The 24,609-nt window shown below is 63.1% G+C and carries 18 protein-coding genes; 8 read left to right on the top strand and 10 right to left on the bottom strand.

The genetic code is table 11. The annotated features are described in order from the left end of the window. Positions 1 to 7 precede the first annotated feature (7 nt). The 6 genes from QA645_RS42600 (at position 8) to QA645_RS42625 (ending at position 7,320) form a co-directional block, all read left to right on the top strand. Positions 8 to 1,558 carry an AMP-binding protein gene (locus tag QA645_RS42600; RefSeq protein WP_283047132.1) on the top strand — a complete coding sequence of 517 codons (1,551 nt, stop codon included), beginning with the start codon at positions 8 to 10 and terminating at the stop codon, positions 1,556 to 1,558. 283 nt (positions 1,559 to 1,841) lie between these two features. Continuing rightward, positions 1,842 to 3,440 (top strand): ABC transporter substrate-binding protein, encoded by a 1,599-nt coding sequence (locus tag QA645_RS42605; RefSeq protein ID WP_254196026.1) that lies wholly within the window; start codon positions 1,842 to 1,844, stop codon positions 3,438 to 3,440. A 39-nt stretch (positions 3,441 to 3,479) separates the two neighbouring features. After that, positions 3,480 to 4,427, top strand: a complete 948-nt coding sequence (locus tag QA645_RS42610) for an ABC transporter permease (protein WP_283047133.1) — start codon at positions 3,480 to 3,482, stop codon at positions 4,425 to 4,427. 9 nt (positions 4,428 to 4,436) lie between these two features. Next, the gene (locus QA645_RS42615; protein WP_254135044.1) at positions 4,437 to 5,330 is read left to right on the top strand and encodes an ABC transporter permease; all 894 of its coding nucleotides are present in this window, start codon (positions 4,437 to 4,439) and stop codon (positions 5,328 to 5,330) included. Further along, the gene (locus QA645_RS42620; RefSeq protein WP_283047135.1) at positions 5,330 to 6,337 is read left to right on the top strand and encodes an ABC transporter ATP-binding protein; all 1,008 of its coding nucleotides are present in this window, start codon (positions 5,330 to 5,332) and stop codon (positions 6,335 to 6,337) included. The genes QA645_RS42615 and QA645_RS42620 overlap by 1 nt, the downstream gene beginning before the upstream one ends. Beyond that, positions 6,334 to 7,320, top strand: a complete 987-nt coding sequence (locus QA645_RS42625; protein ID WP_283047137.1) for a dipeptide ABC transporter ATP-binding protein — start codon at positions 6,334 to 6,336, stop codon at positions 7,318 to 7,320. Before QA645_RS42620 ends, QA645_RS42625 begins: the two co-directional genes overlap by 4 nt. On the opposite strand, the gene QA645_RS42630 is transcribed toward QA645_RS42625, so the two are convergent. From QA645_RS42630 to QA645_RS42670, 9 genes are all read right to left on the bottom strand, one after another. Then, positions 7,292 to 8,098 (bottom strand): hypothetical protein, encoded by an 807-nt coding sequence (locus tag QA645_RS42630; protein ID WP_283047139.1) that lies wholly within the window; start codon positions 8,096 to 8,098, stop codon positions 7,292 to 7,294. The two genes, QA645_RS42625 and QA645_RS42630, sit on opposite strands and share 29 nt — an antisense overlap. 293 nt (positions 8,099 to 8,391) lie before the next feature. Further along, positions 8,392 to 10,368, bottom strand: a complete 1,977-nt coding sequence (locus tag QA645_RS42635; RefSeq protein WP_283047141.1) for an acetyl-CoA carboxylase biotin carboxylase subunit — start codon at positions 10,366 to 10,368, stop codon at positions 8,392 to 8,394. Further along, positions 10,365 to 11,981 (bottom strand): acyl-CoA carboxylase subunit beta, encoded by a 1,617-nt coding sequence (locus QA645_RS42640; protein ID WP_283047142.1) that lies wholly within the window; start codon positions 11,979 to 11,981, stop codon positions 10,365 to 10,367. Before QA645_RS42640 ends, QA645_RS42635 begins: the two co-directional genes overlap by 4 nt. Positions 11,982 to 12,102: 121 nt before the next feature. Further along, positions 12,103 to 12,969, bottom strand: a complete 867-nt coding sequence (locus QA645_RS42645; RefSeq protein WP_283047144.1) for a 3-keto-5-aminohexanoate cleavage protein — start codon at positions 12,967 to 12,969, stop codon at positions 12,103 to 12,105. 196 nt (positions 12,970 to 13,165) lie between these two features. Further along, positions 13,166 to 13,966, bottom strand: a complete 801-nt coding sequence (locus QA645_RS42650; protein WP_254196033.1) for an AraC family transcriptional regulator — start codon at positions 13,964 to 13,966, stop codon at positions 13,166 to 13,168. 175 nt (positions 13,967 to 14,141) lie between these two features. Further along, on the bottom strand, positions 14,142 to 14,798 hold the full coding sequence (locus QA645_RS42655; protein ID WP_283047146.1) for a glutathione S-transferase family protein: 657 nt from the start codon (positions 14,796 to 14,798) through the stop codon (positions 14,142 to 14,144). Further along, entirely contained in the window at positions 14,795 to 15,961 is a 1,167-nt protein-coding gene (locus QA645_RS42660) for an acyl-CoA dehydrogenase family protein (protein WP_283047147.1), read from the bottom strand. The genes QA645_RS42655 and QA645_RS42660 overlap by 4 nt, the downstream gene beginning before the upstream one ends. 143 nt (positions 15,962 to 16,104) lie before the next feature. Next, on the bottom strand, positions 16,105 to 17,241 hold the full coding sequence (locus tag QA645_RS42665; protein WP_283047148.1) for an acyl-CoA dehydrogenase family protein: 1,137 nt from the start codon (positions 17,239 to 17,241) through the stop codon (positions 16,105 to 16,107). Positions 17,242 to 17,345: 104 nt separating this feature from the next. Beyond that, entirely contained in the window at positions 17,346 to 19,898 is a 2,553-nt protein-coding gene (locus tag QA645_RS42670) for an ATP-binding protein (protein WP_283047150.1), read from the bottom strand. 313 nt (positions 19,899 to 20,211) lie between these two features. On the opposite strand from QA645_RS42670, the gene QA645_RS42675 reads away from it, so the two are divergent. Then, entirely contained in the window at positions 20,212 to 21,762 is a 1,551-nt protein-coding gene (locus QA645_RS42675; protein ID WP_283047152.1) for a long-chain fatty acid--CoA ligase, read from the top strand. Positions 21,763 to 21,835: 73 nt separating this feature from the next. Next, positions 21,836 to 23,056, top strand: a complete 1,221-nt coding sequence (locus tag QA645_RS42680; RefSeq protein WP_283047154.1) for an ABC transporter substrate-binding protein — start codon at positions 21,836 to 21,838, stop codon at positions 23,054 to 23,056. Here the strand turns inward: QA645_RS42680 and QA645_RS42685 are convergent. Continuing rightward, the gene (locus QA645_RS42685; protein ID WP_283047156.1) at positions 23,053 to 24,570 is read right to left on the bottom strand and encodes a hypothetical protein; all 1,518 of its coding nucleotides are present in this window, start codon (positions 24,568 to 24,570) and stop codon (positions 23,053 to 23,055) included. The two genes, QA645_RS42680 and QA645_RS42685, sit on opposite strands and share 4 nt — an antisense overlap. Positions 24,571 to 24,609 lie beyond the last annotated feature (39 nt).

Consider the following 24,609-nt stretch of genomic DNA (forward strand, 5'->3'; position numbering starts at 1 on the left):
AGGACTGATGTACCCAGGTCTGCACGCCCGTCTGCGCCCGTTGCAACCCGCCTTCATCATGGCGACGACGGGCGAGGCCGTCACCTATCGCGAGCTCGACGCACGCAGCAACCGGCTGGCGCACCTGTTTCGCAAGCACGGCTTGAGGCGGCTCGATCACTACTCGATCTTCATGGAGAACAATTCCCGCTATCTCGAAGCCTGCGGCGCGGGCGAACGGTCCGGCCTCTACTACACCTGCATCAACTCCTTCCTGACGCCCGGTGAGCTGGCCTATCTCCTCGTCAACAGCCAATCGAAGATCCTGATCACGTCAGTGGCGAAGCTGGACGTCGCGCGCGAAGCGATCCAGGCCTGCCCTGATATCAAGCTCTGCATCGTCGCCGATGGCCCCGGCGAGAGCGACCGCATCGTCGGGCTCGCGGATGTCACCGCCGATCTGCCGAAGACGCCGGTCGCGGATGAATGGCTCGGCACCGCCATGCTCTATTCGTCCGGCACGACCGGACGGCCGAAGGGCATCATTCGGCCGCTGCCGGAAGAACCGCCGAAGCACAATCTGCCGCTGTTCGATTTCCTGCACAAGCTCTGGCATTACCGCGAGGGCATGATCTATCTGTCGCCGGCGCCGCTCTATCACTCGGCGCCGCAGGCCGCCGTGAACCTCACCATCCGCCAGGGCGGCACCGTCGTCATCATGGAGACATTCGATCCGGAGCGTTACCTCCAGCTCGTCGAGCAGTGGGGCATCACCCACAGCCAGCTTGTGCCGACGATGTTTTCGCGGATGCTGAAGCTGCCTGAGGACGTGCGCGGCCGCTACGACCTCTCCTCGCTCGAGATCGCGATCCATGCGGCTGCGCCCTGCCCGGCGCTGGTCAAGGACGACATCATCAAATGGTGGGGGCCGATCATTCACGAATATTACGGCGCCACCGAAGGCCTCGGCTTTACCGCCTGCAACAGCGAGGAATGGCTGAGCCACCGCGGCACCGTCGGGAAGGTGCTGCTCGGCGATCTCCACATCCTCGACGAGGACATGCGGCCGTGCCCGACCGGAACGCCCGGCCAGGTCTGGTTCAAGACGGGATCGCCGTTCGAATATTTCAACGACCCCGAGAAAACCAAGGAGGCGCGCTCGGCCGACGGCAGCATGAGCACCGTCGGCGACGTCGGCTATGTCGACGACGACCGCTTCCTCTATCTCACCGACCGCGCCACCTTCATGATCATCTCCGGTGGCGTGAACATCTATCCGCAGGAATGCGAGAATTTGCTGATCACCCATCCGAAGGTCGCCGATGCCGCCGTGTTCGGCGTGCCTAATGCCGATCTCGGCGAGGAGGTGAAGGCCGTGGTGCAGCCGATGCCGGGCGTGAGGCCCGACGAAGCGCTCGCCGAGGAGCTGATTGCCTTCTGCGGGGCGTCACTGTCGCGGCAGAAAGTGCCGCGCTCGGTCGATTTCGAGAAGGAGTTGCCGCGGCTGCCGACGGGGAAACTGTACAAGCGGCTGCTGCGGGACCGCTACTGGGGCAACAAGACGTCGAGGATTGTGTGAGAAGCTTGGGCAGTCTCGCGCCTCACTCTCGGTGTTGTCCCGGCCTAGTGCGCAATTGCGCACGGGGGGCCGGTGTTTGTTCGTGCAGTGCTGCACAACATCACGACGGAACCGCCCTTCGCACCTGCACTCTCACATTGTGAGATTATGAAACTCCTGCGGCGTTAAGTCATCCGAATTGCCAAGCCCGCTGAGCAGCTTCGCCCGTTGCCTCCCTCCGCGCGCGTCGGCTATCGTCGGGTCAAACAGGCCGTAAACGGCTGATGTCCAGGGAGGACCGAGGATGCGGAGCGTGTGGGCGCTCGCCGCGACGGCGGCGCTATCTTTGCTGGCGTTTTCGACCAATGCCTTCGCCGGCGAGCCCAAACAGGGCGGAATCCTGCGGATGTATCACCGCGACAGCCCCGGCAACGCCTCGATCCATGAAGGCGCGACCTACTCGCTCAATGTTCCCTTCATGCCGGTCTTCAACAATCTGGTCATCTACAAGCAGGACGAGCCCCAGAACACGATGAACAACATCGTGCCGGAACTTGCGGAGAGCTGGGCCTGGGTCAACGACAACAAGACGCTGACCTTCAAGCTGCGCCAGGGCGTCAAATGGCACGACGGCAAGCCATTCACCTCGGCGGACGTCAAATGCACCTTCGACATGCTGATGGGCAAGTCGCAGCAGAAGTTCCGGCAGAACCCGCGCAAGAGCTGGTACGACCAGGTCAACGATGTCTCGACCAATGGCGACTTCGAGGTCTCCTTCAATTTGAAGCGCCCGCAGCCGTCGCTGCTGGCGCTGCTCGCCTCCGGCTATACGCCGGTCTATCCCTGCCACGTCTCGCCCGGCGACATGCGCACGCATCCGATCGGCACGGGCCCGTTCAAATTCGTCGAGTTCAAGGCCAATGAATCGATCAAGCTGACGCGCAACACCGACTATTGGCGCAAGGGCCGGCCCTATCTCGATGGCATCGAGTTCACCATCATCCCGAACCGCTCGACCGCGATCCTCGCCTTCGTCGCCGGCAAGTTCGACATGACTTTCCCGACCGAGGTGAGCATTCCGCTGCTGAAAGACGTGAAATCGCAGGCGCCGAACGCGATCTGCGAGGTCGAGCCGAACAACGTCGCGACCAACATCATCGTCAATTCATCGGCGCCGCCGTTCGACAACATCGACATCCGCAAGGCCATGGCGCTGTCGCTGGACCGCAAGGCGTTCATCTCGATCATGTTCGAGGGCCAGGGCGATGTAGGCGGCACCATGCTGCCGCCACCGAACGGTCTGTGGGGCATGCCGAAGGAGATGCTGGAGACCATTCCGGGGTACGGTCCCGATATCAACGCCAACCGCGAGGAAGCCAGGAAGCTGATGCAGAAAGCCGGCTACGGGCCGGACAAGCACCTCGCCGTCAAGGTCTCGACCCGCAACATCCCGGTCTACCGCGATCCGGCGGTGATCCTGATTGACCAGCTCAAGAGCATCTATATCGACGGCGAGCTCGACGTGGTCGAGACCGCGAACTGGTTCCCGAAGATCGCGCGCAAGGACTACATGCTCGGCCTCAACCTGACCGGCAACGCCGTCGACGATCCCGACCAGTCGTTCTACGAGAACTATTCCTGCGGCTCCGAGCGCAACTACACCAATTACTGCAACAAGGAGATCGAAAAGCTGTTCGACGTGCAGTCGCAGGAGACCGATATCGCCAAGCGCAAGAAGCTGGTGTGGGACATCGACAAGAAGTTGCAGGAGGACGTCGCCCGCCCGATCATCTTCCACGCGCGCACCGGCACCTGCTGGCAGCCCTATGTGAAGGGCGTGACTGTGATGACCAACAGCTCCTATAATGGGTACCGGTACGAAGATCTTTGGATGGACAAGTAGCGCGGCGAACGGGCGAGACAGCTCGGCGGGAGGGCGCGAATGTTTGCCTATCTGGTACGGCGCCTGTTCCTGATGCTCGTGACCCTGTTCGGGATCTCGGTCGTCATCTTCTTCCTGTTGCGCATCGTGCCCGGCAACATCGTCGACATCCTGTTCGCGGCGGCCGGTTATGTCGATCCCGCCGACAAGGCCAATCTGGAGAAGGAGCTCGGCATCGACCAGCCGCTGGTCGTGCAATACTGGCACTGGATCAGCGGTTTTCTGCGCGGCGACTTCGGCTACTCCTATGTGTCGGAGAAGCCGGCGCTGCAGGAGATTTTGCCGCGGATCCCGATCACGGCGCGGCTTGCCGGCCTCGCGCTGCTGTTCTCGGCTTCGATCGGCATTCCGCTCGGCGTCATCAGCGCCGTCAAGCAGGGGACGCGCCTCGATTACGCGCTGCGTGTGGTGAGCCTGAGCGGATTGTCGTTGCCCTCGTTCTGGCTCGGCCTGCTGATCCTCACCGCGGCCGTGGCGATGTTCGGCCAGATCCCGATCTTCAATCCCAACCCCGCGACGTGGCTCGAGGCGTTCGCGACCTATGCCGTGCCGGCCGCCGCGGTCGGCTTCCGCAGCGCCGCGCTGACCATGCGCATCACGCGCTCCTCGATGCTGGAAGTGTTGCGGCAGGATTATATCCGCACCGCGCGCGCCAAGGGCGCATCTGACGCCGCCGTGAATTATCACCACGCGCTGAAGAACGCGATCCTGCCCGTCATCACCGTGATCGGCATCGAGGCGGCGTTCCTGATCGGCGGCCTGATCGTCACGGAGACCGTGTTCAATATCCCCGGCGTCGCCCGCTTCCTGGTCGAGGCGATTCGCTGGCGGGATTATCCGATCGTGCAGAACCTGGTGATGCTGATCGCGGTGGTGGTGGTCAGCGCGAATTTCATCGTCGACATGCTCTACGCCGTGTTCGATCCACGCATCAGATACACGGATTAGGAGATCAGCTTGGCCGCGATCGACTTCGACGTTGAACTGAGGCGGGCCGGCGCCCATGCGACTGGCGGCTGGCGACGCGTACTGTTCCTGGCGCAGCGGCACGTGCTGGGCGCGGCCGGGCTCGTCATCATGACACTGTTCGTTCTGACGGCGATCTTCGCCGACTTCATCGCGCGCTATGACCCGCTGAGCGTCGATTCCGCCCACGCGCTGATGCGGCCGAGCCTCGCGCACTGGATGGGCACGGATTCCTTCGGCCGCGACGTGTTCAGCCGCATCATCCACGGCGCGCGGATTTCGCTCGCGGTCGGAATCGGCTCGACCGCGCTCGGCGGCACGATCGGCGTGATCGTCGGCCTCACCTCCGGCTATCTCTCCGGCTGGGTCGACCTCGTGTTCCAGCGCGTTTCCGACATCCTGCAGGCGCTGCCGCTGCTGGTGCTGGCCCTGATCATGACGGCGGCACTCGGCCCATCGCTGCCGAACGTCATCCTCGCCATTGCCATTCCCCTGATCCCGACCGTCTCGCGCGTCACCCGCGCCAACACGCTGGCGCTGCGCGAGCAGCCGTTCGTGGAAGCGGCGAAATCGATCGGCATGAGCGAAGTGCGTATCGCGCTGCGTCACGTGCTGCCGAACACGCTGGCGCCGCTGATCGTGCTGGCGACCGCCCAGCTCGGCTCGACCATCCTCACCGAAGCCTCGCTCTCCTTCCTCGGCCTCGGCATTCCCGAACCTTATCCGTCATGGGGCCGCATGCTCTCCGAGTCCGCCGCCGAATATGTCCGCACCGCGCCGTGGCTGGTGATCTTCCCGGGTATCGCGATCAGCCTCGCCGTGTTCGGCGCAAACCTGTTCGGTGACGCCTTGCGCGACATCCTCGATCCCCGGCAGCGCGGCTGATGGCTGACACCTCCGATCTCGTGCTCGACGTGAAGAACCTGAAGACGGTGTTCTTCACCAATTCCGGCCTGTTCAGGGCTGTCGACGATGTGTCGTTCACCGTGAGTCGCGGCGAGACATTGGCGATCGTCGGCGAATCTGGCTGCGGCAAGAGCGTCACCGCGCTCTCCCTGATGCGGCTGGTGCCCGACCCGCCGGGTCGCATCGTCGGCGGCACCGTCACGCTCGAAGGCACCGATCTTTTGGCGCTGAGCGAAGCGGAGATGCGCAAGGTCCGCGGTAATCGCATCTCCATGATTTTTCAGGAGCCGATGACCTCGCTCAATCCGGTGATGCGGATCGGCGACCAGATCGTCGAAGCGGTGCGGCTGCATCGGAACCTGTCGACCAAGGAGGCCCACAACATCGCGGTCGAGATGCTGCGGCTGGTGCGCATCCCCGAGCCGGCGCGGCGCGCGCGCGAATATCCGCACCAGCTCTCCGGCGGCATGCGCCAGCGGGCAATGATCGCGATGGCGCTGGCGTGCCGGCCGGCGCTGTTGATCGCTGACGAGCCGACCACCGCGCTCGATGTCACCATCCAGGCGCAGATCCTGGCGTTGATCCTCGATCTCCAGAAAGAGCTCGGCACCGGCCTCGTGCTGATCACGCATGACCTCGGCGTCGTTGCCCAAACCGCGCAGCGCGTGATCGTGATGTATGCAGGCCGGAAGGTCGAGGAGGCCAGCGTCGAGGCGCTGTTCGCCGCGCCAAAACATCCCTACACGCGCGGGCTGATGGCTTCGATCCCGGCCGTGCCCACGTCCGGCGTCGCGGCGCAGGAGCGGCTGAACGAAATTCCCGGCACCGTGCCATCGCTGGTGCGGCTGCCGAAGGGCTGCGCTTTCGCGCCGCGCTGCAAGCTCGCAGTGAAGCGCTGCGAAGCCGAATATCCGCCGCTGACCGATTGGGGCGGCGGCCATCTCGCCGCCTGCTGGCGCGCGGCCGAAGTGGCGGAGGTGGCATGACCGAGCGACTTCTCGAAGTCACCGACCTCAAGAAGCATTATCCGGTGCGCGCCGGCGTGCTGCGCCGACAGGTCGGCACCGTGCACTCGGTCGACGGCGTCTCGTTTTCGCTCGGCGCGGGCGAAACGCTGGGCCTCGTCGGCGAATCCGGCTGCGGCAAATCAACCGTGGCGCGCAGCGTGCTGCGGCTGGTCGAACCGACCTCGGGCCAGATCCGCCTGGACGGCGAGGACATCACGCATTTGTCCAAGACGGCGCTGCGTCGGCATCGCCGTTCGATGCAGATCGTATTTCAGGACCCGTTCGCCTCGCTCAACCCGCGCATGACGGCGGGCGATATCGTCGGCGAGCCGATCGCGGTCCACGGTCTCGCGACAGGCAAGGCACTCGAAGCGCGCGTCGCGAAGCTGTTCGAGCAGGTGGGCCTCCGGCCCGACCAGATGCGCAACTTCCCGCATCAATTTTCGGGCGGACAGCGGCAGCGCATCTGCATCGCACGGGCGCTGGCGCTGGAGCCGCGCCTGATCGTCTGCGACGAGCCCGTGTCCGCGCTCGACGTCTCGATCCAGGCGCAGGTGATCAACCTGCTGATCGATTTGCAGAAGCAGCACGGCTTCTCCTATCTCTTCATCGCGCACGACCTCGCCGTGGTCGCTCATATCAGCCACCGCGTGGCCGTGATGTATCTCGGCCGCATCGTCGAGATCGCCGGCAAGGACGAACTGTTCCGCAACCCGCGCCATCCCTACACGCAGGCCCTGCTCGCCTCGGTGCCGATCGCCAACCCGCTGGCAAAAAAGCTCGCCCCGCTGGTCGACGGCGACGTGCCGAGCCCGGTCAATCCCCCGCCCGGCTGCGCGTTTCACACGCGCTGCCGGTTTGCGGTGGCGCGCTGCAAGACGGAGCGGCCGGTGCTGATGGACGCAGGCGACGGGCATCAGGTGGCGTGCCTGCTCAACGAGGGGACGGGACGGAGTCCGTAGGCCGCAACGCACGGATCACCGGCCACGCCGCCAGAGCGGCAGCCAGATGCTTCAGCGTATGGCCCGAGACGAGGTGCCCTGTCGCTTCGAACACGGCCACGTCGCCGAGCTCGAAAAGCTTGGCCAGCACATAAAAGAAGATCACGCTGCCCAGTGGCACGCCAAGCGCCCCACGCAGGGGCCGCGTCAACGCCAGTGCCACGGCAAGCGCCATGCCGCCGAATTGCACGACCACCCATGGCGTAAGGTTCTCGTATGCCACCCAGGCCGCGAGCAGGCCCGCAACCGTCACCAGCACGACCACCGCCTGACCGGCGCGCACGCTGATGCGCTCGCCTGTCGCGATGCCCAGAAAGCCCGCGAACGCCACCGCCATGCCGAGACGATCGGCCACGAGCCGCTCCGGCGCGTCGGGATCCAGATGATAGAAGCATGATCCCACGCAAGTGAGGATCAATCCTATGAAGAACCAGCGTGCACCCACGGGCCCGTCACCGCGGGCACGCAGCCGCACCAAGCCCCAGATGGCCATCGCCAGGAAGAGAAGATTGCTGAGCACGTCGCCGGCGTTGGGAACACCGAGCCAGGTGCGGGTGTCGACGAAATGCGGTGTGTGCCATGCAGAGGCTGGCAACGCCGGCGCCAATAGCGCCGCCAGCGCCAGAACAATGAGCGCGCCGGCCAGATACTTTTCGCGAGCCTGCAGGGGCGCGAATGTAAAGCGGGGGGACACTGACAGGAGCATGGCGTCGATCTCCGGGCGTGCGGTCGTCAGCATACAACTTGCTGGCCGCCACGCCTAATTTGAACACTGTTCAAGATCTATATTTCAGAAATGAACAATGTTCAATATATTTCGTCGGAGAACGCCCGCTGCTGGTGAGGCTGGAGGCAGCCCACGGCACGTTGGGACAACATCACGTTGAAATTATTTCGATTTCTGGTTTTCTCCGAAAATGGTGCCGTAGGGTGGGCAAAGCGTAGCGTGCCCACCGTTCGCGCCCAATCGCCAATGTTGGTGGGCACGGCGCTTTGCGCCTTTGCCCACCCTACAAAACCGCCTTTGCCGAGCTACCCCGCCCCGATCTCCGCCACGATCCGTCCCGTCGTCACCTGCTCACCCTCGGCGACATCGATCGCGGCGACCACGCCGTCGATGCCGGCCTTGTGGACGTGCTCCATCTTCATCGCTTCCAGCGTGATCACCGGTTGGCCGGCGGTGACGCGGTCACCCGGCTTGACGAGAACGGCGACGACGCGGCCGTTCATCGCGGCGCGGACTTTGCCGTCGCCGCCATTGCTTGCTGCGGCTTTCGGTGCAGCGAGCGTGAGATCGGTCACCGCAAGCGGGACGCCGCGGTGCTGGACGTAGAGCCGGTCGCCATCGCGGAGGAATTTTGCGCTGTCCGTCACGCCGTCATGGCGGAAGCGGATCGAGCCGGAATCGAGCTGATCGATCTCGAATTTGTCCTGGCGACCGCCGGCGATGACGGTGTAGCTGCCATCGCGCTCGCGGGTGATTTCCAGTTCATGCGTATGGCCCGCGATTTCGAGCTTGGCAGGTAGCGGGAACGTCGCCGACAAGCTCCGGCCACTACGCCACGCCGGCGCGCGCGGATTGGTGACGTAGAGCAGCACGCCCGCCAATGCCGTGTCGAAGGCAGCGTCCACGCGCGGCGCCAACAGCTCGTCGCGATGCGCGCCGATGAACGCCGTCGTCGCCTCGCCCCTGGCAAAGCCGGGATGGCGCAGGCACGACATCAGGAACGCCTGGTTGGTGGTCACGCCGAACGCCGTGAGGTGCTCAAGTCCGACGATCAGCCGCCCCCTTGCCTCCTCACGTGTCGCGCCATGGCTGATCACCTTGGCGATCATGGAATCGTAGAACGGCGGGATCTCCGAGCCCGATTGCAGCGCATGCTCGACACGAATGCCATCAGGCACCTGCCAGCGCGCCATGCGGCCGGACTGCGGCATGAAATCCTGCGTGGCGTCTTCCGAGCAGAGCCGCACCTCGATGGCGTGACCGGAGAATTTGATGTCCTGCTGCTTCACCGGCAGCGGCTCGCCGCGCGCGAGGCGCAGTTGCAACTCGACAAGATCGAGCCCGGTGATCGCCTCGGTCACGGGATGCTCGACCTGAAGACGCGTGTTCATCTCCATGAAGTAGAACTCGCCGCTGGCATCGAGCAAAAACTCCAGTGTGCCGGCGCCCTCGTAGCGCAATGCCTTCACGGCTGCGACGGCGACCTCGCCCATTTTCGCACGCAGTTCGGCCGTCACCGCCGGCGACGGCGCCTCCTCGATCAGCTTCTGGTGCCGGCGCTGCACCGAACAGTCGCGCTCGCCGAGATGGATGGCGTTGCCGTGGCTGTCGCCGAACACCTGGATCTCGATATGGCGGGGATTTTGAATTGCGCGTTCGAGAATCACGGTGGGATCGCCGAACGCCGCCTTCGCCTCCGACCGTGCGCTGCGCAGGGCATCGCCGAACGACGCAGCGTCGGTCACGAGCCGCATGCCGCGCCCACCACCACCCGCGACGGCCTTGATCATGACGGGAAACCCGATCTTCCTGGCTTCCGCGAGCATGACCTCGTCGCCTTGGTCGACGCCCTGATAGCCGGGCACACAGGGCACGCCGGCCTTCTTCATGATCTCCTTGGCGCCGGCCTTGTTGCCCATCGCCTCGATCGCCTGCGGCGACGGGCCGATGAAGACGAGACCAGCATCCTTGCAGGCTTGTGCAAAGTCTTCGTTCTCGGCGAGGAAGCCGTAGCCGGGGTGCACGGCATCCGCGCCGCTAGCTTTCGCTGCGCCAATGATCGCGGGGATGTTGAGATAGGATTGCGCCGGCAGGGCTTCGCCGATCCGCACCGCCTGATCGGCCTGCTTCACGTGGAGCGCATCGCGATCGGCATCCGAATAGACCGCGACGACGCCAAGCCCAAGCTGCCGCGCGCTGCGCATCACACGCAGCGCGATCTCGCCGCGATTTGCGACCAGGACCTTGAAGAACGGCCGGTGCTGCACTGATCCGTTCCTCATGGCCGGGCCACCGAGAATTGCATGCGCTGCGGTGACCGCGCATCGCCTTCGCGGCAGATCGCCAGCACCTCGGAAAGAACCGCGCGCGTATCGCGCGGATCGATCACGCCGTCGTCGAGCACGCGCGCGCTGGTCGAGAACACGTCCATCTGGCCGTCGAACACGCCGATGATCTGCGCCTTCATGGCATCGAGCTTCTCCTTCTCCACCGGCTTGCCGCGGCGCGCTGCGGCGGCCTCGGTCACGATCGCCATGGTCTCGGCGGCCTGCTCGCCGCCCATCACGGCGGTCTTGGCATTGGGCCATGAGAAACAGAAGCGCGGATGGAAGCCGCGCCCGCACATGCCGTAATTGCCGGCGCCGAACGAGGCGCCGCAATAGATGGTGATCTGCGGCACCGTCGCCGAGGTCACCGCCTGGATCATCTTGGAGCCGTGCTTGATCATGCCGGCTTCTTCATAGGCTTTTCCGACCATGTAGCCGGTGGTGTTGTTGAGATACAGGATCGGCGTGCGGGTCTGGCAGCAGGCCTGGATGAAGTGCGTCGCCTTGTTGGCGCCGGCGGGATCGAGCGGACCGTTGTTGGTGATGATACCGATCGCCTTGCCTTCGACACGCGCATGGCCGCAGACGGTGGCCGGGCCGTAATTCGGCGCCATCTCGGTGAAATCTGAGTCATCAACGATGCGCGCGATCACCTGCTTCATATCGACCGGGCGCTTGTGGTCCATCGGCATGATGCCGAGCAATTCGTCCTGGTCGTAGCGTGGCGGCTTGAATTCCGACGCCACCCGGCCCGGCCGCTCCCATTCCAGCGCCGCCATGATCTCGCGCGCGATGCGCAGCGCGTCGCGGTCGTCCTCGGCGAGATAGTCGCCGAGACCGGAGATTTGCGTGTGCATCTCGGCGCCGCCGAGCTCCTCCTCCGTGGCGATCTCGCCGGTCGCGGCCTTCAGCAACGGCGGCCCGGCGAGGAAGGCACGGGTGCGGCCGCGGACCATGACGATGTAGTCGGACAGGCCGGTCTGGTAAGCGCCCCCCGCGGTGGACGAGCCGTGCGTGACAGTGACGACCGGCAAGCCGGCGGCCGAGAGCCGCGCAAGATTGCGAAAGATGTTACCGCCGCGAACAAAGTCCTCGACACGGTAACGCAGCAGATTTGCACCGGCGCTTTCGACGAGCTGCACGTAAGGCAGCTTGTTCTCCAGCGCGAGCTCCTGCACCCGTAGCGTCTTGTCGAGGCCATAGGGCTGCAGCGCACCGGCATCGATGCCGGCATCGTTGGCGCTGACCATACAGCGAATGCCCGAGACGAAACCGATGCCGGCGATGACGCCGCCGCCCGGCACGCTCTTGCTCGCATCCGGCACGTCGAACATGTAGCCGGCGAGCGTCGACAGCTCGATGAAGGGCGCGCCGGGATCGAGCACCAGCGCAACGCGCTCGCGCGGCAGCAGCTGGCCGCGCTTGTGGAAGCGATCCTTGGCCGCAGCCGACGCCGCGCGCGTGCGCTCTTCCAGCCCACGCATGCGGTCGATCAGGCCGAGCATGCCGTCGCGGTTGGCATGGTAGGCGGCGCTGCCGGGGGAGATGGTGTTTTCGAGAATGGACATCAAAGCTCCTGCCCGTCATTCCGGGGCGCGCGGAGCGCAAGCCCGGAATCCATACTCCCGATCGTGGTTATGGATTCCGGGCTTGGCCCTTCGGGCCATCCCGGAATGACCGAGTGTGTAACTACCTGTTCGTCCCAAAGATCTTCCGCGCCTCGGCGGGGCTGGCGATGTCGCGGCCGGCGCGACGGGCGCAGGCGGCGATGGCCTCGATCAGTTGGCCGTTCGACGTCACCTTCTTGCCGTCGGCGAGATAGAACGCGTCCTCCAGACCGGTGCGTAAGTGACCGCCAAGCTCGGCGCAGCGCTGGTGCAGCGGCCAGATCTCCTCGCGACCGATCGCGGTGACCTGAAATTGCGCTTCCGGCCGCTTCAGCTTGATCAGGATCGGCAGCAGCTCCGGGTCCGACGGCATCCCCGATGCGACACCCATGACGAAATTATATTCGAGCGGACCCTTGTACATGCCGACCTGGTGGTACATGCCGACGCAGCGGACGATGCCGACGTCAAAGCATTCGAACTCGGGGATGGTGCCGACCGCGTTCATGACGTCGAGATAGTCTTTCACCTTCTCGACCGCGTTGTCGAACATCATCGGCGGCCAGGCCCAGGTATTGTCAGCCTTCACCTTCAGGTAATTCAGCGAGCCTGCGTTGCAGGCGGCGATCTCCGGCCTGGTCTCGCGGATGCAATCGAGCGCGCCGCTGTAGTTGGGGCCAGACACGCCCGAGGTGTGATTGATGATGACGCCGGGGCAGGCTTCGCGGATCGCCTGCTGGATCTCCTTGCTGACAGCGACCTCCCAGGACGGCAGATGCCCCTTGCCCGGCGCCTGCCGTCGCAGATGGATGTGCATGATGGACGCGCCCGCATCGAACGCCGCCTTGGCCTCGCGCGCCATCTGCTCGGGCGTCACGGGCACGTTGTGCTGCTTCGGGTCGGTGAGCACGCCGTTCAGCGCGCAGGTGATGACGGCCTTGTCGCTCATACCACTGATGTCTCGCACGTTGAGAATTCAACGTGGGTGATCATGTGATGCAGGGCATGCGGCTTCTTGCGCGGAGAAGCTGAAGAAACGGCAAGCTTTCGTAGGGTGGGCAAAGCGAAGCGTGCCCACCATCTTTGCCAATTGCCGAGAGGTCGTGGGCACGGCGCTTTGCGCCTTTGCCCACCCTACGAGAGTGTCAACTCGCCTCCGCGAGCCGCACCGTCTCGCTGCTGCGATAGATCGCGAGGTCGCGCGAGCCGACGAAGATCGCGCGTGGCTTCAATCCGTAGAAGCGGCGGATCGAATGGCTGAAATGGGTGCTATCGGGATAGCCGATATCCTGCGCGAGATGAGCGAGGTTGAGATCCTGGTTGGCGAAGTGCAGCAGATGCCGCGCACGCTTCCAGGCCCGGAAGGAGCGGAACGAGATGCCGGTCTCTTCCTTGAACAGATGCAGGAAGCGGGAGGCTGAAAGACCAGCTTCGGCCGCGCAGGTGTCGGCGGTTACCGGTTCACCCGAGAAGCGCTCGATGCGGGCGACGGCGCGCGTGACGCGCGGGTCGAGCACACGGCGCGGCAGCGCCTCGCCAAAGCACATCTCGTCGAATTCGGCGGTGCTGATGTCGCCATAACGGCGCTGGCGCAGCAGCGCGTAGGCGGCGAGGATTTTTCGGGCATAGACCGCACGGTCCGGTCCCATCAGTCGCTGGGCCAAGGCCTCGATCACGCCGTCCGGCATGCTTTCGGGCTCGAGCGTCACGCTGATTGCAGTGCGGTAGTCGCTGGCGATGGAGTGCCGCTGGTTCGGCAGGGTGACGAACAGTTCGGCAGTGGCGAGAACGTCGTCGATGGTCAGATGCAGGCTGCCTTTCACGGCGACATAGACGTGGCAGCAACCTGGGGTCCGCTTGCGGGGCCTGCCGAGCAAGCCGGCATAAAACACCCGCTCCGGCGTGATCAGCATCAGATGGTCGGATTCGCGACCCTTGTCTTCCATTGGGTTCCTCCTCGCGCGGCTCTTTGGCCGCTGCGGACGGAGGTCACCTTAGCGGAAATTTGGGCGCTGTCACGGCGGGATAGCGCCGTCATGCCGCGCAAAAGATTACCATTCCGGGACGACGATCAGTCGCCCCGGAACCACGATGAGACCGTAGTCCCATCCTGCGGAATGCTTACGCCCGCACGCGCGGCGCAACATTCTGTTCAGTGCCGGCCTTCTGCTCCGCCGCAACCGCGCGCTTGAAGCCGTCGCGCTGCTGCAGGCGCGCCCAATAGGCTGCGACATTCGGCCCGAAATCCTTGGCAAGCCCGATACTCTCGGCAAGCCGGAGCGCGTAACCGATGACAATGTCAGCGGCGGTGAAGCGTCCCGCGCACAAGGTCTCGGCATTCGCTGTCGCCGACTCCACGGCGCGCAGCCGACCCAGGAACCATTTGGCGTAGTCGGTGGCGACCTGCGGATTGCGGCGCTCCTCCGGTTCGAGCTGGGTGTAACGAAGCACCAGCGTTTGCGGGAAGGTTAACGTGGCGTCGCTGAAATACATCCAGTTCAGGAAGGCGCCGTAGGCGGGATCCTCGGAGCGCAGCATCAGCGGCGTCGGACCGTATTTGACACCGAGATAGTGGCAGATGCCGGAGGACTCCGTCATCTTCGTCTCGCCATCGACCATAAAGGGAATCGTGCCGAGCGGATTGAGCGCAAGATATTCCTTGGCGAAGACCCGCGGCGGGAACGGCAGCATCTTCAGCTCATACGGCAGTCCCATCTCCTCCAGCATCCAGAGTGGACGAAACGAGCGCGCGGCGTCGCAATGATAGAGCGTGATCATGATGCCTTCCCCTTACTTCCCGGCAGCGTGCCCATCATCTTGCACAGAACCATCAGCATGACCTCGTCGGCGCCGCCGCCGATCGAGGTCAGGCGGCTGTCGCGATAGGCGCGGCTGACCGGCGTCTCGTTGGTAAAGCCCATTCCGCCCCAATATTGCAAGCAGGCGTCCGTGAGTTCGCGGCCGAGTCGGCCGGCCTTCAGCTTGGCCATGGTCGCAAGTTTGGTGACATCCTCGCCGGCGACCAGTTGCTCGGCGGCGCGATAGATCAGCGCGCGCAGCAGCTCGACCTCGGTCTGCATCTCCGCGAGCTTGAAGTGCACGATCTGGTTGTCGAGGATGCTCTGGCCGAAGGCTTTGCGGTTGCGGGTGTATTCAATGGTTTCGTTGATGATGTATTCGTGCGCCTTCAGGCAGGCCGCCGCGCCCCAGAGCCGCTCCTCCTGGAACTGGATCATCTGGTAGGTAAAGCCCTTGCCCTCCTCGCCGATCCGGTTGCGCTTGGGCACGCGGACATTGTCGAAGAAGATCTGCGCGGTGTCGGAGGAGCGCATGCCCATCTTGTCGAGTTTTCGCGCGACCGTGACACCCTTGGCCTTCATGGGCACGCAGATCAACGATTTGTTGCGGTGAACCGGGCCGTCGCCGGTATTGGCCAGCAGGCAGATCCAGTCGGCCTGGGTGCCGTTGGTGATCCACATCTTGCCGCCGGTGATGAGGTAGTCGTCGCCGTCGGAACGCGCACTGGTCTTGATCGAGGCCACGTCCGAACCCGCGCCGGGCTCCGAGACACCGATGCAGGCGACGTAGTCGCCGGAGATGGACGGGCTGAGAAACTCGCGCCGTACCTCATCCGAACCGAACCGCGCCAGCGCCGGCGTTGCCATGTCGGTCTGCACCCCGATCGCCATCGGTACGCCGCCGCAGGTAATGGCGCCGAGCTCCTCCGCCATCATCAGCGCATAGGAATAGTCGAGGCCGGAGCCGCCGAACGCGACAGGCTTGTTCAAGCCGAGGAAGCCGAGGCTGCCCATCTTCTTGAACAGCTCGTGCGCCGGGAAGATGTCGGCCTTCTCCCATTCATCGACATGCGGGTTGATCTCGCCCGCGATGAATTTTTGCAGGGAACGGCGGATATCGTCGTGGTCGGCGGTGAATAGCATTCTACCCTCTCGTCATTCCGGGGCGCGCGGAGCGCGAACCCGGAATCCATTCCTCTACAGCGTCTGGAGCCCGATGGGTTCTCAGGTGCGCAATTGCGCACCATAGTTCGACGTTTTGCGTCGCCCCGGAACGACAGCGTGCGTCACAACCCCATCTGTCGCGACGCCAGATCCTTCATGATCTCCTCGGTGCCGCCGCCGATGGCGTTGACCTTGACCTCGCGGTAGATGCGCTCGGCCTTGATGCCGCGCATGAAGCCGGCGCCGCCAAAAATCTGCACGGCTTCCGAGGCGCAGAACGCCATCGTCTGCGTCGCCTGATTCTTCATCATGCAGATTTCGGCGACCGGGCTCTCGCCCTGCTCCAGACGCCAGGCCAGCAGCTCCAGCATCGCCTGCGACGCTGCGACCTTCTGCGCCATGTCGACGATCTTGTGGCGGATCACCTGATGCTGCGCGAGCGGCTTGCCAAAAGTCTTGCGTTCCTTGGCGTAGGCGATCGCTTCGTCGAGGCAGACGTGCGCGAAGGCGGTGCAGCCCGCCGCCACGCCCATCCGCTCGCTGTTGAAATTCCGCATGATGATCTTGAAACCCTGGCCCTCCTCGCCGATCAGGTTTTCGGCCGGCACGCGGCACTCGTCAAAATGCAAGGTTGCGGTGTCGGAGGCCCACCAGCCCATCTTCTTCAGCTTGGTGCGCGACAGGCCGGGCGTATCGCCCTCGATCAGGAGCAGGCTGACGCCGCCGGCGCCTTCACCGCCCGTGCGCACCGCAACGGTCAGATAATCGGCGCGGACGCCCGAGGTGATGAAGGTCTTTTCGCCGCTCACGACGTAGTGATCCCCGTCGCGCCGGGCCCTTGTGCGCAGGTTCGCGACGTCAGAACCGCCGCCCGGCTCGGTGATCGCGAGCGCGGAGATCTTCTCGCCGGAGAGCACTTGAGGCAGCACGCGTGCCTTCACCTCCGGTCGCGCCGCGCGGGCGATCGGGGGCGAGCCGATGGTGTGGCTCATCAGGCTGGCGCTGACACCGCCGGCACCTGCCCGCGCCAGCTCCTGGCTGGCGACGATCTTCATGAACTGGTCGGCGGCGATCCCGCCATATTCCTCGGGGAATCCGAGGCCCAAGAGGCCGATCTCGGCCGCTTTCCGATAGAGCGCGCGGGGGAATTCGCCGGCCTCGTCCCATTCATGGGCGAAAGGCGCGATTTCCTTGTCGACGAAACGGCGCATCATTTCGCGGAAGGCATCGTGCTCGGCGGTGTAAAACGGGCTCTTCATAGCATGCGCGTCTTCGACGACTCTCTTCTGTCACCATGGCTGGAACATCGGCGGCTCACTTGCGCGGAGTGGCTGGCTGGAAAGCTTTCGAGATGCAACCGTGATTACGCCGCGCTCTCCGCGTCCTTTTCGAACCTGATGACCTCTCGGAAGATTTCACTTCCGTTGACGGAACCCACCACAACGTTTTCGTCGCTCCTCCACGGGGCCCACGCGTTCTCAATTACACTTCGAACGAATTCCTCAAGATTGGATGGCAATTCGGTCTTAGTCGCCTCCGAAAAGAATTCTAAGAGATTTATTGGCCCATAGCCTGCGTATTCGTTGGGCACAAAGAGTATCTGCGAGTCCTCTTCGAACGAGCTCTCAAACTCCTTCGGATGAACCTCTAGGTCTGCATCGTAGTCGACGCTGCCAAAATAGACGTCGAGTTGCTCGCGGCTAGACAGAAATTCAATTAGCTCGCTCGTTGACAGCCAATCGCCGTTCAATCTCGCAATCGGCAAATCTCCGATCGATCCTCCACATGCCAAGATGGTTTGCGCCCCACGCGCCTTGCCTTCGTCACCAATCAGCGTTTGGGAAATCAGATCAGCCTGCTCGGTTGCCCACATTGACAACACGTCCAGAGGCACTAACGCGAGCGCATCGTTTCGCGCAGCCGTAATCTCCCTGCCAGCGAGCAAACCAGAGATATAGCCAATATTCCTTGCACGAAGGCCACCCACAGTAATACAGCCACGCCCTCCACTACCGAATCGTGCGGTCTCAATCATCGCACGACCATAGATTTGCCCGTCGCGAGTCAAAATTCTCAGCCGTGAATGATCATCGGCCCTCGCATCCTTGTCCTTTAAGGCCGCAGCCGAAAGTCGTGCAAAAAATCGGCTCTCAGCAAGAGTCAGCCAGTCTCTCGGCCGAACCACACATTCTTCAGAATCACCTTCTTTAACTACGAGATCGACGTCGAGGTTCGGAGCAATGGATGCAGCTAGATACAGCAATGGCGTTGCTTCCCCATACTTGCTTGGGTGCAAAAGCCCCCCAGTCAGAGTTGGGTCTTTGTCGAGGCAAACCGAAACCCGAGTCCCGCCATCAATTGGGTAGTCCTGCGGATCAGTTTCATAGAGAACTGGACGCGAAGCCAAGCCATGTTGGAACTCCAGCGTGCGCGCAGAATCGGAGGCCTTGTCGTATCGACGAGAGGTGACACTCACCTTCTTCCCAAGCATAAAGATTGAAAAGAAGCCTATGCCAAACTTTCCCCTCACTGTAAGGCCGGACGCCTGAATACCCGGAAACTCTTGGGCCGCCAGAGGCGACCTCCAGAAGGAGTTGCCGAAATCGATCAGAGGCCCCGTGAGCACATTCGGCGACATCCCAACGCCCGTATCCTCTACTACGAGCCAAGTTTCATGGTCTCGTTTTTCAAGACCTATAGTGACCTGCCCCCAAGTCTGAGACCTCTGTTGGAGCTTTCGGCGAACGGCTACGGCATCTGATGCGTTCTGTATAAGCTCCCTGAGAGCCGCGGCGGGTTCGTTACCATATAACTTTCGTCCCCCAAGCGTCGAAACGATCTTCGGTACATCAGAGACGCGAACCGTACTATCGACAGGTACCCATCCGATCGTTTCTACAAACTTGGCAAGCTCCCTCGGCCCATCAATCCCCCTCACACGATTTGCATTCAGACGTCCCGTACTTCGTTTTTGGAGAAGATGATCGACGCTACGAAGCTCCTTGTCGACCTGTACAAGCGCATCATAAGCAAGCCACCACGCTTCAGCGAGGCTCAAATCGAAGGGAGGCGCTGCCGTGTAGACTAGCGCCTCCTCGTCGACGAACGGCACTGCCATCCGCTCTTGAAAAGCCCAGTGTTGCGAGGAGACGCCTTGCGGATTCAGGAGCTTCCGCAAGAATGCGGGTGCTCGCCGCCGATCGATGTGCATAGCGTCCGATGTTCGCAGAAGGCAGGCAATCTTGGTCAAATCAATACGATTTCCGGTTCTTCCTCCCAGTGGACCAAGATCGTTCGCTAGATCGTCCTCAACCCGAGCAATGGGCCACCAATGGCTGTGAGCCAACTGACCGATCTTAGGTCCGTAGAAATTTCGGATCTCCGGATCGTCGATTAGGAACTCATCGGTTCCCACAGAGGATTTCCATGACATCGACGGCAGCTTTTCAGCTTGTGGCGCATGCATGATGCGCAGCGCATCGGCGGTCGCGAGTTCCTCAATTAATTGGTCGCTTGGAGAGTCGCCGGACGCTTCCTGAGCAGTCATAGAAATTCTTGCGTAGCTGTCTTTCCACGCCAGGGTTTCTTTTAAGCCCGCTAGTCCGTTCGGGTAAGCGGCGACGGTCATCGCGGCATCGTGCAGAAGTATGGCCCCTCCGAATACAAAGGCTTCGGGCGGATTAAGATCGACCTTTTCTCTCGCTAAGATTGAGCCCATCTCCCAAAGCGAATCTAGGTGAGAAACGTCATGGACGGTCATCGTTGGCATATCGGCTTGAATTCGGCCGACGAGCGCCGCCGCCTTCTCTCGCATCGAGAAATAGCGTTCCTGAAAGTACTGCTGCTCTGATTGGGTGGCGTCTTGGCGCGACTGAACAAAGGCTCGCTGCCACAACCAAGTATCTCGATAATCCATTTGTCTCCCAATCCCCTCTACACGCATTAGGCGCAATGGTGCAACTTACCCTCTGCGCTCTCATCTCAAAAGCGTCCTGAAATACGATAATTCGGTTTCTCCCATCATAAGCGCACCAGAAGCCTAATCGGCCCACTCCGGCACAAGCCCCATATCCTAGCAACTCAACGCAAGACGGTTTTCACCCCTCGCAGGCCAACTCCAAATCAAAAAAGACTGCTGCACAAAACTCCGGCTGGCCTCCCAGGGCCATGCCGGGCATGGTGCACAGCAATAAAATTCAGGTGGCACAAGACCGCCGAGGGAGGGATTTTTGGCCGTTCGTTACTACGACTGGATCGCTCATCATGCGCGCCGCGCACCTCACAGGGTTGCGGCCATCGATCTCGCGAGCGAGCGCCGCTTCAGCTATGGGCAGCTTGACGCCCGCGTCTCGCGCCTCGCCTCGTTCTTCCGCCACACGCTGAATGTCTCGCGCGGCGACCGCGTCGCGGTACTGGCGCTGAACACGACCGACACGCTGGAGGTGCAGTTCGCCTGCGGGCGGCTTGGCGCGGTCTTCGTGCCGCTGAACACCCGGCTCACCGTTCCCGAGCTTCAGTTCATCACCGGCGATTGTGCGCCGAAGGTGATGATCCACGACACTGAGCTGGCCGAGACGGCGCTCACCGTGGCAAAGCTCTGCAACGTCGCCACCAGCTTGCTGCTTGGCCCCGGCGGCGGCTATGAGGCCGGCATCGCCTCTGCAAAACCGCTCGATCGCGCCGAGGACGTCACGCTCGATGATGTCTCGACCATCATGTACACGTCGGGCACGACGGGACATCCGAAGGGCGCGACCATCACCCATGGCATGACCTTCTGGAATTGCGTCAATCTCGGCGGGCCCGCCTGCATCGGACCGTCCTCGGTGCTGCTCACCGTGCTGCCGCTGTTCCACACCGGCGGGCTCAACTGCTACACCAACCCCGTGCTGCATGCCGGCGGCACCGTGATGATCATGCGCGCATTCGATCCCGGCATCGCGCTCGGCCTGATCAACGACCCCGCGCAAGGCATCAACGTGTTCTTCGGCGTGCCCGCGATCTATCAATTCATGGCGCAGCAGCCGGCCTTCGCGACGACGGACCTTTCTCGGCTGATCGTCTGCGGTGTCGGCGGCGCTCCGATGCCGGTGCCGCTGCTGAAGGTGTGGGAGGCGCGCGGCGTCGCGCTTCAGCAGGGCTACGGCATGACCGAGACGTCGCCGGCCGTGCTGGTGCTCGACCGTGAGGACGCGGCGCGCAAGGCCGGCTCCGCCGGCAAGCCAGTGCTGCACACCGAGGTGCGGATCGTGCGCCCGGACGGCAGCGATGCCGATGTCGGCGAGCTCGGTGAGCTCTGGGTCAAGGGACCGAACATCACGCCGGGCTACTGGAACAGGCCGGACGCGAACAAATCCTCCTTCACCGACGGCTGGCTGCACACCGGCGATGCGACACGCGTGGATGACGAAGGCTTCTACTACATCGTCGACCGCTGGAAGGACATGTACATCTCCGGCGGCGAGAACGTGTATCCCGCTGAAGTGGAGAATGTCTTGCATCAGCTCACCGCGATCGCGGAGGCCGCGGTGATCGGCATTCCCGATCCGCAATGGGGCGAAGTGGGCCTCGCCATCGTTGCGGTCAAACAGGGCCAGCGGCTGACCGAGGCCGACGTCTTTGCGCATTGCGCGGCCAATCTCGCGCGCTTCAAATGCCCGCGCCAGGTCCGCTTCGTCGATTCGCTGCCGCGCAACGCCACCGGCAAGATCCACAAGCCGACCCTGCGCAAGGAATTCTCGGTCGCTTCCGAGGTCGACAAGAAAGTCGCCAACGCCTGATCAAAGCGCCCCTTGCGGGCGCTTCTTTGTTTCTGACGTGCCTGTCCCCAACCAAGAAACCCAAGGAAATTTTATGAAGAGGAAACTCTCCCTGCTCGCCGCTACAGCGGCCCTGGCATTATTCACGGCCCACGGCGCCCAGGCACAGAAGGCCTACGACACCGGCGTCACCGACACCGAGATCAAGCTCGGCAATGTCGAGGCCTATTCGGGACCTGCTTCCGCTTACGGCGTCATCGGCAAGACCGAGGAAGCCTATTTCAAGATGATCAACGATCAGGGCGGCATCAACGGCCGCAAGATCAACTGGATCTCCTATGACGACGGCTACTCGCCGCCGAAGACGGTGGAGCAGATCCGCAAGCTGATCGAGAGCGACGAGGTCTTCCTGGTGTTCAACGCGCTAGGCACGCCGACCCAGACCGCCGTGCAGAAATATCACAACGCCAAGAAGGTGCCGCAGCTGTTCCTTGCCACCGGCGCCAGCAAGTGGAACGATCCGCACAACTTCCCCTGGACCATGGGCTTCCAGCCGAGCTACCGGGTCGAGGCGCGAATCTTCGCCAAATACATTCTGAAGGAGAAGCCGGACGCGAAGGTTGCGATCTTCTATGCCAACGACGATTTCGGCAAAGACTACCTTGCCGGCATCAAGGACGTGTTCGGCGACAAGGCTTCGAAGCTGATCGTGGCCGAAGAAAGCTACGAGACGTCGGAGCCGTCGATCGACGCCCATATCGTCAAGCTCAAGGACACCGGCGCCGATACGTTCGTCAACATCGCGACCCCCAAGTTCGCGGCGCAGGCGATCAAGAAGATCGCCGAGCTCGGCTGGAAACCGATGCATCTGATGACCGACGTATCGGTGTCGATCGGCGCGGTGATGAAGCCTGCCGGCCTCGAGGCCTCCGAAGGCGTGCTCTCGGCCGGCTATCTCAAGGATGCCTCGGATCCGCAGTGGAAGGACGATGCCGGCATGAAGAAGTTCATGGCCTTCATCGAGAAGTACATGCCCGGCGCGAACATCTCGGACGCCAATCTGGTCTATGGCTACGCCGCAGCCCAGACCATGGTGCAGGTGCTGAAGCAGGCGGGCGACAATCTCACCCGCGAGAACGTGATGAAGCAGGCCGCCAGCCTGAAGGACTTCACCCCCGACACGCTGATTCCGGGGATCACGATCAACACCTCGGCCACCGACTTTGCGCCGATCGAGCAGCTCAAGATGTGGCGCTTCAAGAGCGGCCAGTGGGAGCTGTTCGGCCCCATCATCAGCGCAGAACCGAGCGGCTAGCTGCGATCGGAAATTGCCGACACGCGCGGGATGGCGGCCGAAAGGCCGCCATCTTTTTGATCGCTATCGCGCACGTCCCGGCTCACATCGATGGCCACGACGGAGAGGCCGAGACGGCGCGCATCACCGACACCCCTGAGCACCGGGCAGGCCCATGCCAGGGTGGCGACGCCTGATTTTGGCAGATCCAGGCTGAGCGTGTAGCGGTCGCAACCGATCTCGATCGCGGCGGGATCGACACGCGCGCCGTCGAGATAGAATTGCGTGCCGATCTGGTCGAGCGGCGCACGCAGCGCAGGGCTTCGGATGCAGACCGTATTGCGCCCAGCCGTTCCCTTGATGCGAACGGCCGCCTGCGGCTCGCTCCAGCGAAATGTGTAGCCGGCCGCCGTCTCCTCGGCGTGAAATCCGATCTGCGCGAGGACGTGATCGCCGAGCAGTTTCGGCGCAGGCCTGACGTGCCCGCGAACGCGACCGATACATTCGAGCCGCTGCAGGCGGATCAGCGATGCGATGTAGCGCTTCATCCAATGGGCGATGGCGTCGCTCGACCCGACCACCACCAGTCCCGTCAGCATCGATCGTGCATATGCGACCGCGAACCGTGCGGCGAGACGTGGACGGATATCGCCGAGCAGCGCCGGCGCGGTCCAGCGCCACATGGCCTGCAGCTTCTCGTCGAACCGCCTCCAGCCCCCGTAGCGCATCAGCGCGTTCAGTGCATGGAGGGCAAGCGCACCATCGAAATTGTACGGCTCGCTCCATTCGTGGGGAATCTCGAGCAGCTCCCAGCCCTGATCGTGTCGATCCTCGCTGAGATAACGGATCTCGCCCTGCACGAAATCGAGCGTGAACGTCTTCAGCTCGCCGATCCGGCCGACGTAATAGTGGTGGAAGCGCGCCTCCTCGAGATAGCCGATGGCGTAGCCCCGCGCAAAATACCCGGCGGCGAGCACCCATTCGGCGAAATGACCTAGCTCTTCGCGCAGGCCCCCGCACTCCTCGTAGACGTCACGCCGCGTCACGAAGCACTGGTCGAGCACCTTGCGCCAGGGATGCTGCTTCATGCCGAACTCGATGTCGGCCTGGTACATCGCGGCCTCCGCCTCCGAGAGGCGGTTGTGGCAGATCGGGACCGAGCGGCAGGAAAACCCGGCCCAATCGGGATGATCGTCGATCGCGCGGATGCAGAGCGCAATCACGTCGGGCTCCGGCCGGCAATGCGATTCCGTAAAGAACAGATAGCGGCCCCGCGCCCTGGCGGCGCCGATTGCGCTGAGCCCGATATCGTGGACGGAGTCGGCGAATTCGAGCTGCGCTCGGTCGCCCGCGAGCTGCTTCAGCTCCGTGAGCGCCGTGAAATCGCGCGGCACGACCAGAATGATCTCATAGAGAGACCGGTCCGCCGTCTGCGCCGTCCAGCCGAGCCAGGATTGCTCCCATTGCCCGCGGTGAGATTCGAGCGGGATGATGACGGAGAACAGCGGCCGGTCGGGACCCAAGCCGGATTTCATGCCGGATTTCACCCCTCAACATGATCGCGCGGGACGCCA

It is taken from the genome of Bradyrhizobium sp. CIAT3101, from assembly GCF_029714945.1.
Lineage (GTDB): Bacteria > Pseudomonadota > Alphaproteobacteria > Rhizobiales > Xanthobacteraceae > Bradyrhizobium.

Excerpts from the sequence above, each read along its gene's own strand:
- QA645_RS42600 (WP_283047132.1), top strand. The coding sequence starts at position 8 with ATGTACCCAGGTCTGCACGCCCGTCTGCGCCCGTTGCAACCCGCCTTC.
- QA645_RS42605 (WP_254196026.1), top strand. The coding sequence starts at position 1,842 with ATGCGGAGCGTGTGGGCGCTCGCCGCGACGGCGGCGCTATCTTTGCTG.
- QA645_RS42610 (WP_283047133.1), top strand. The coding sequence starts at position 3,480 with ATGTTTGCCTATCTGGTACGGCGCCTGTTCCTGATGCTCGTGACCCTG.
- QA645_RS42620 (WP_283047135.1), top strand. The coding sequence starts at position 5,330 with ATGGCTGACACCTCCGATCTCGTGCTCGACGTGAAGAACCTGAAGACG.
- QA645_RS42625 (WP_283047137.1), top strand. The coding sequence starts at position 6,334 with ATGACCGAGCGACTTCTCGAAGTCACCGACCTCAAGAAGCATTATCCG.
- QA645_RS42630 (WP_283047139.1), bottom strand. The coding sequence starts at position 8,098 with ATGCTGACGACCGCACGCCCGGAGATCGACGCCATGCTCCTGTCAGTG.
- QA645_RS42635 (WP_283047141.1), bottom strand. The coding sequence starts at position 10,368 with ATGAGGAACGGATCAGTGCAGCACCGGCCGTTCTTCAAGGTCCTGGTC.
- QA645_RS42640 (WP_283047142.1), bottom strand. The coding sequence starts at position 11,981 with ATGTCCATTCTCGAAAACACCATCTCCCCCGGCAGCGCCGCCTACCAT.
- QA645_RS42645 (WP_283047144.1), bottom strand. The coding sequence starts at position 12,969 with ATGAGCGACAAGGCCGTCATCACCTGCGCGCTGAACGGCGTGCTCACC.
- QA645_RS42650 (WP_254196033.1), bottom strand. The coding sequence starts at position 13,966 with ATGGAAGACAAGGGTCGCGAATCCGACCATCTGATGCTGATCACGCCG.
- QA645_RS42655 (WP_283047146.1), bottom strand. The coding sequence starts at position 14,798 with ATGATCACGCTCTATCATTGCGACGCCGCGCGCTCGTTTCGTCCACTC.
- QA645_RS42660 (WP_283047147.1), bottom strand. The coding sequence starts at position 15,961 with ATGCTATTCACCGCCGACCACGACGATATCCGCCGTTCCCTGCAAAAA.
- QA645_RS42665 (WP_283047148.1), bottom strand. The coding sequence starts at position 17,241 with ATGAAGAGCCCGTTTTACACCGCCGAGCACGATGCCTTCCGCGAAATG.
- QA645_RS42670 (WP_283047150.1), bottom strand. The coding sequence starts at position 19,898 with ATGGATTATCGAGATACTTGGTTGTGGCAGCGAGCCTTTGTTCAGTCG.
- QA645_RS42680 (WP_283047154.1), top strand. The coding sequence starts at position 21,836 with ATGAAGAGGAAACTCTCCCTGCTCGCCGCTACAGCGGCCCTGGCATTA.
- QA645_RS42685 (WP_283047156.1), bottom strand. The coding sequence starts at position 24,570 with ATGAAATCCGGCTTGGGTCCCGACCGGCCGCTGTTCTCCGTCATCATC.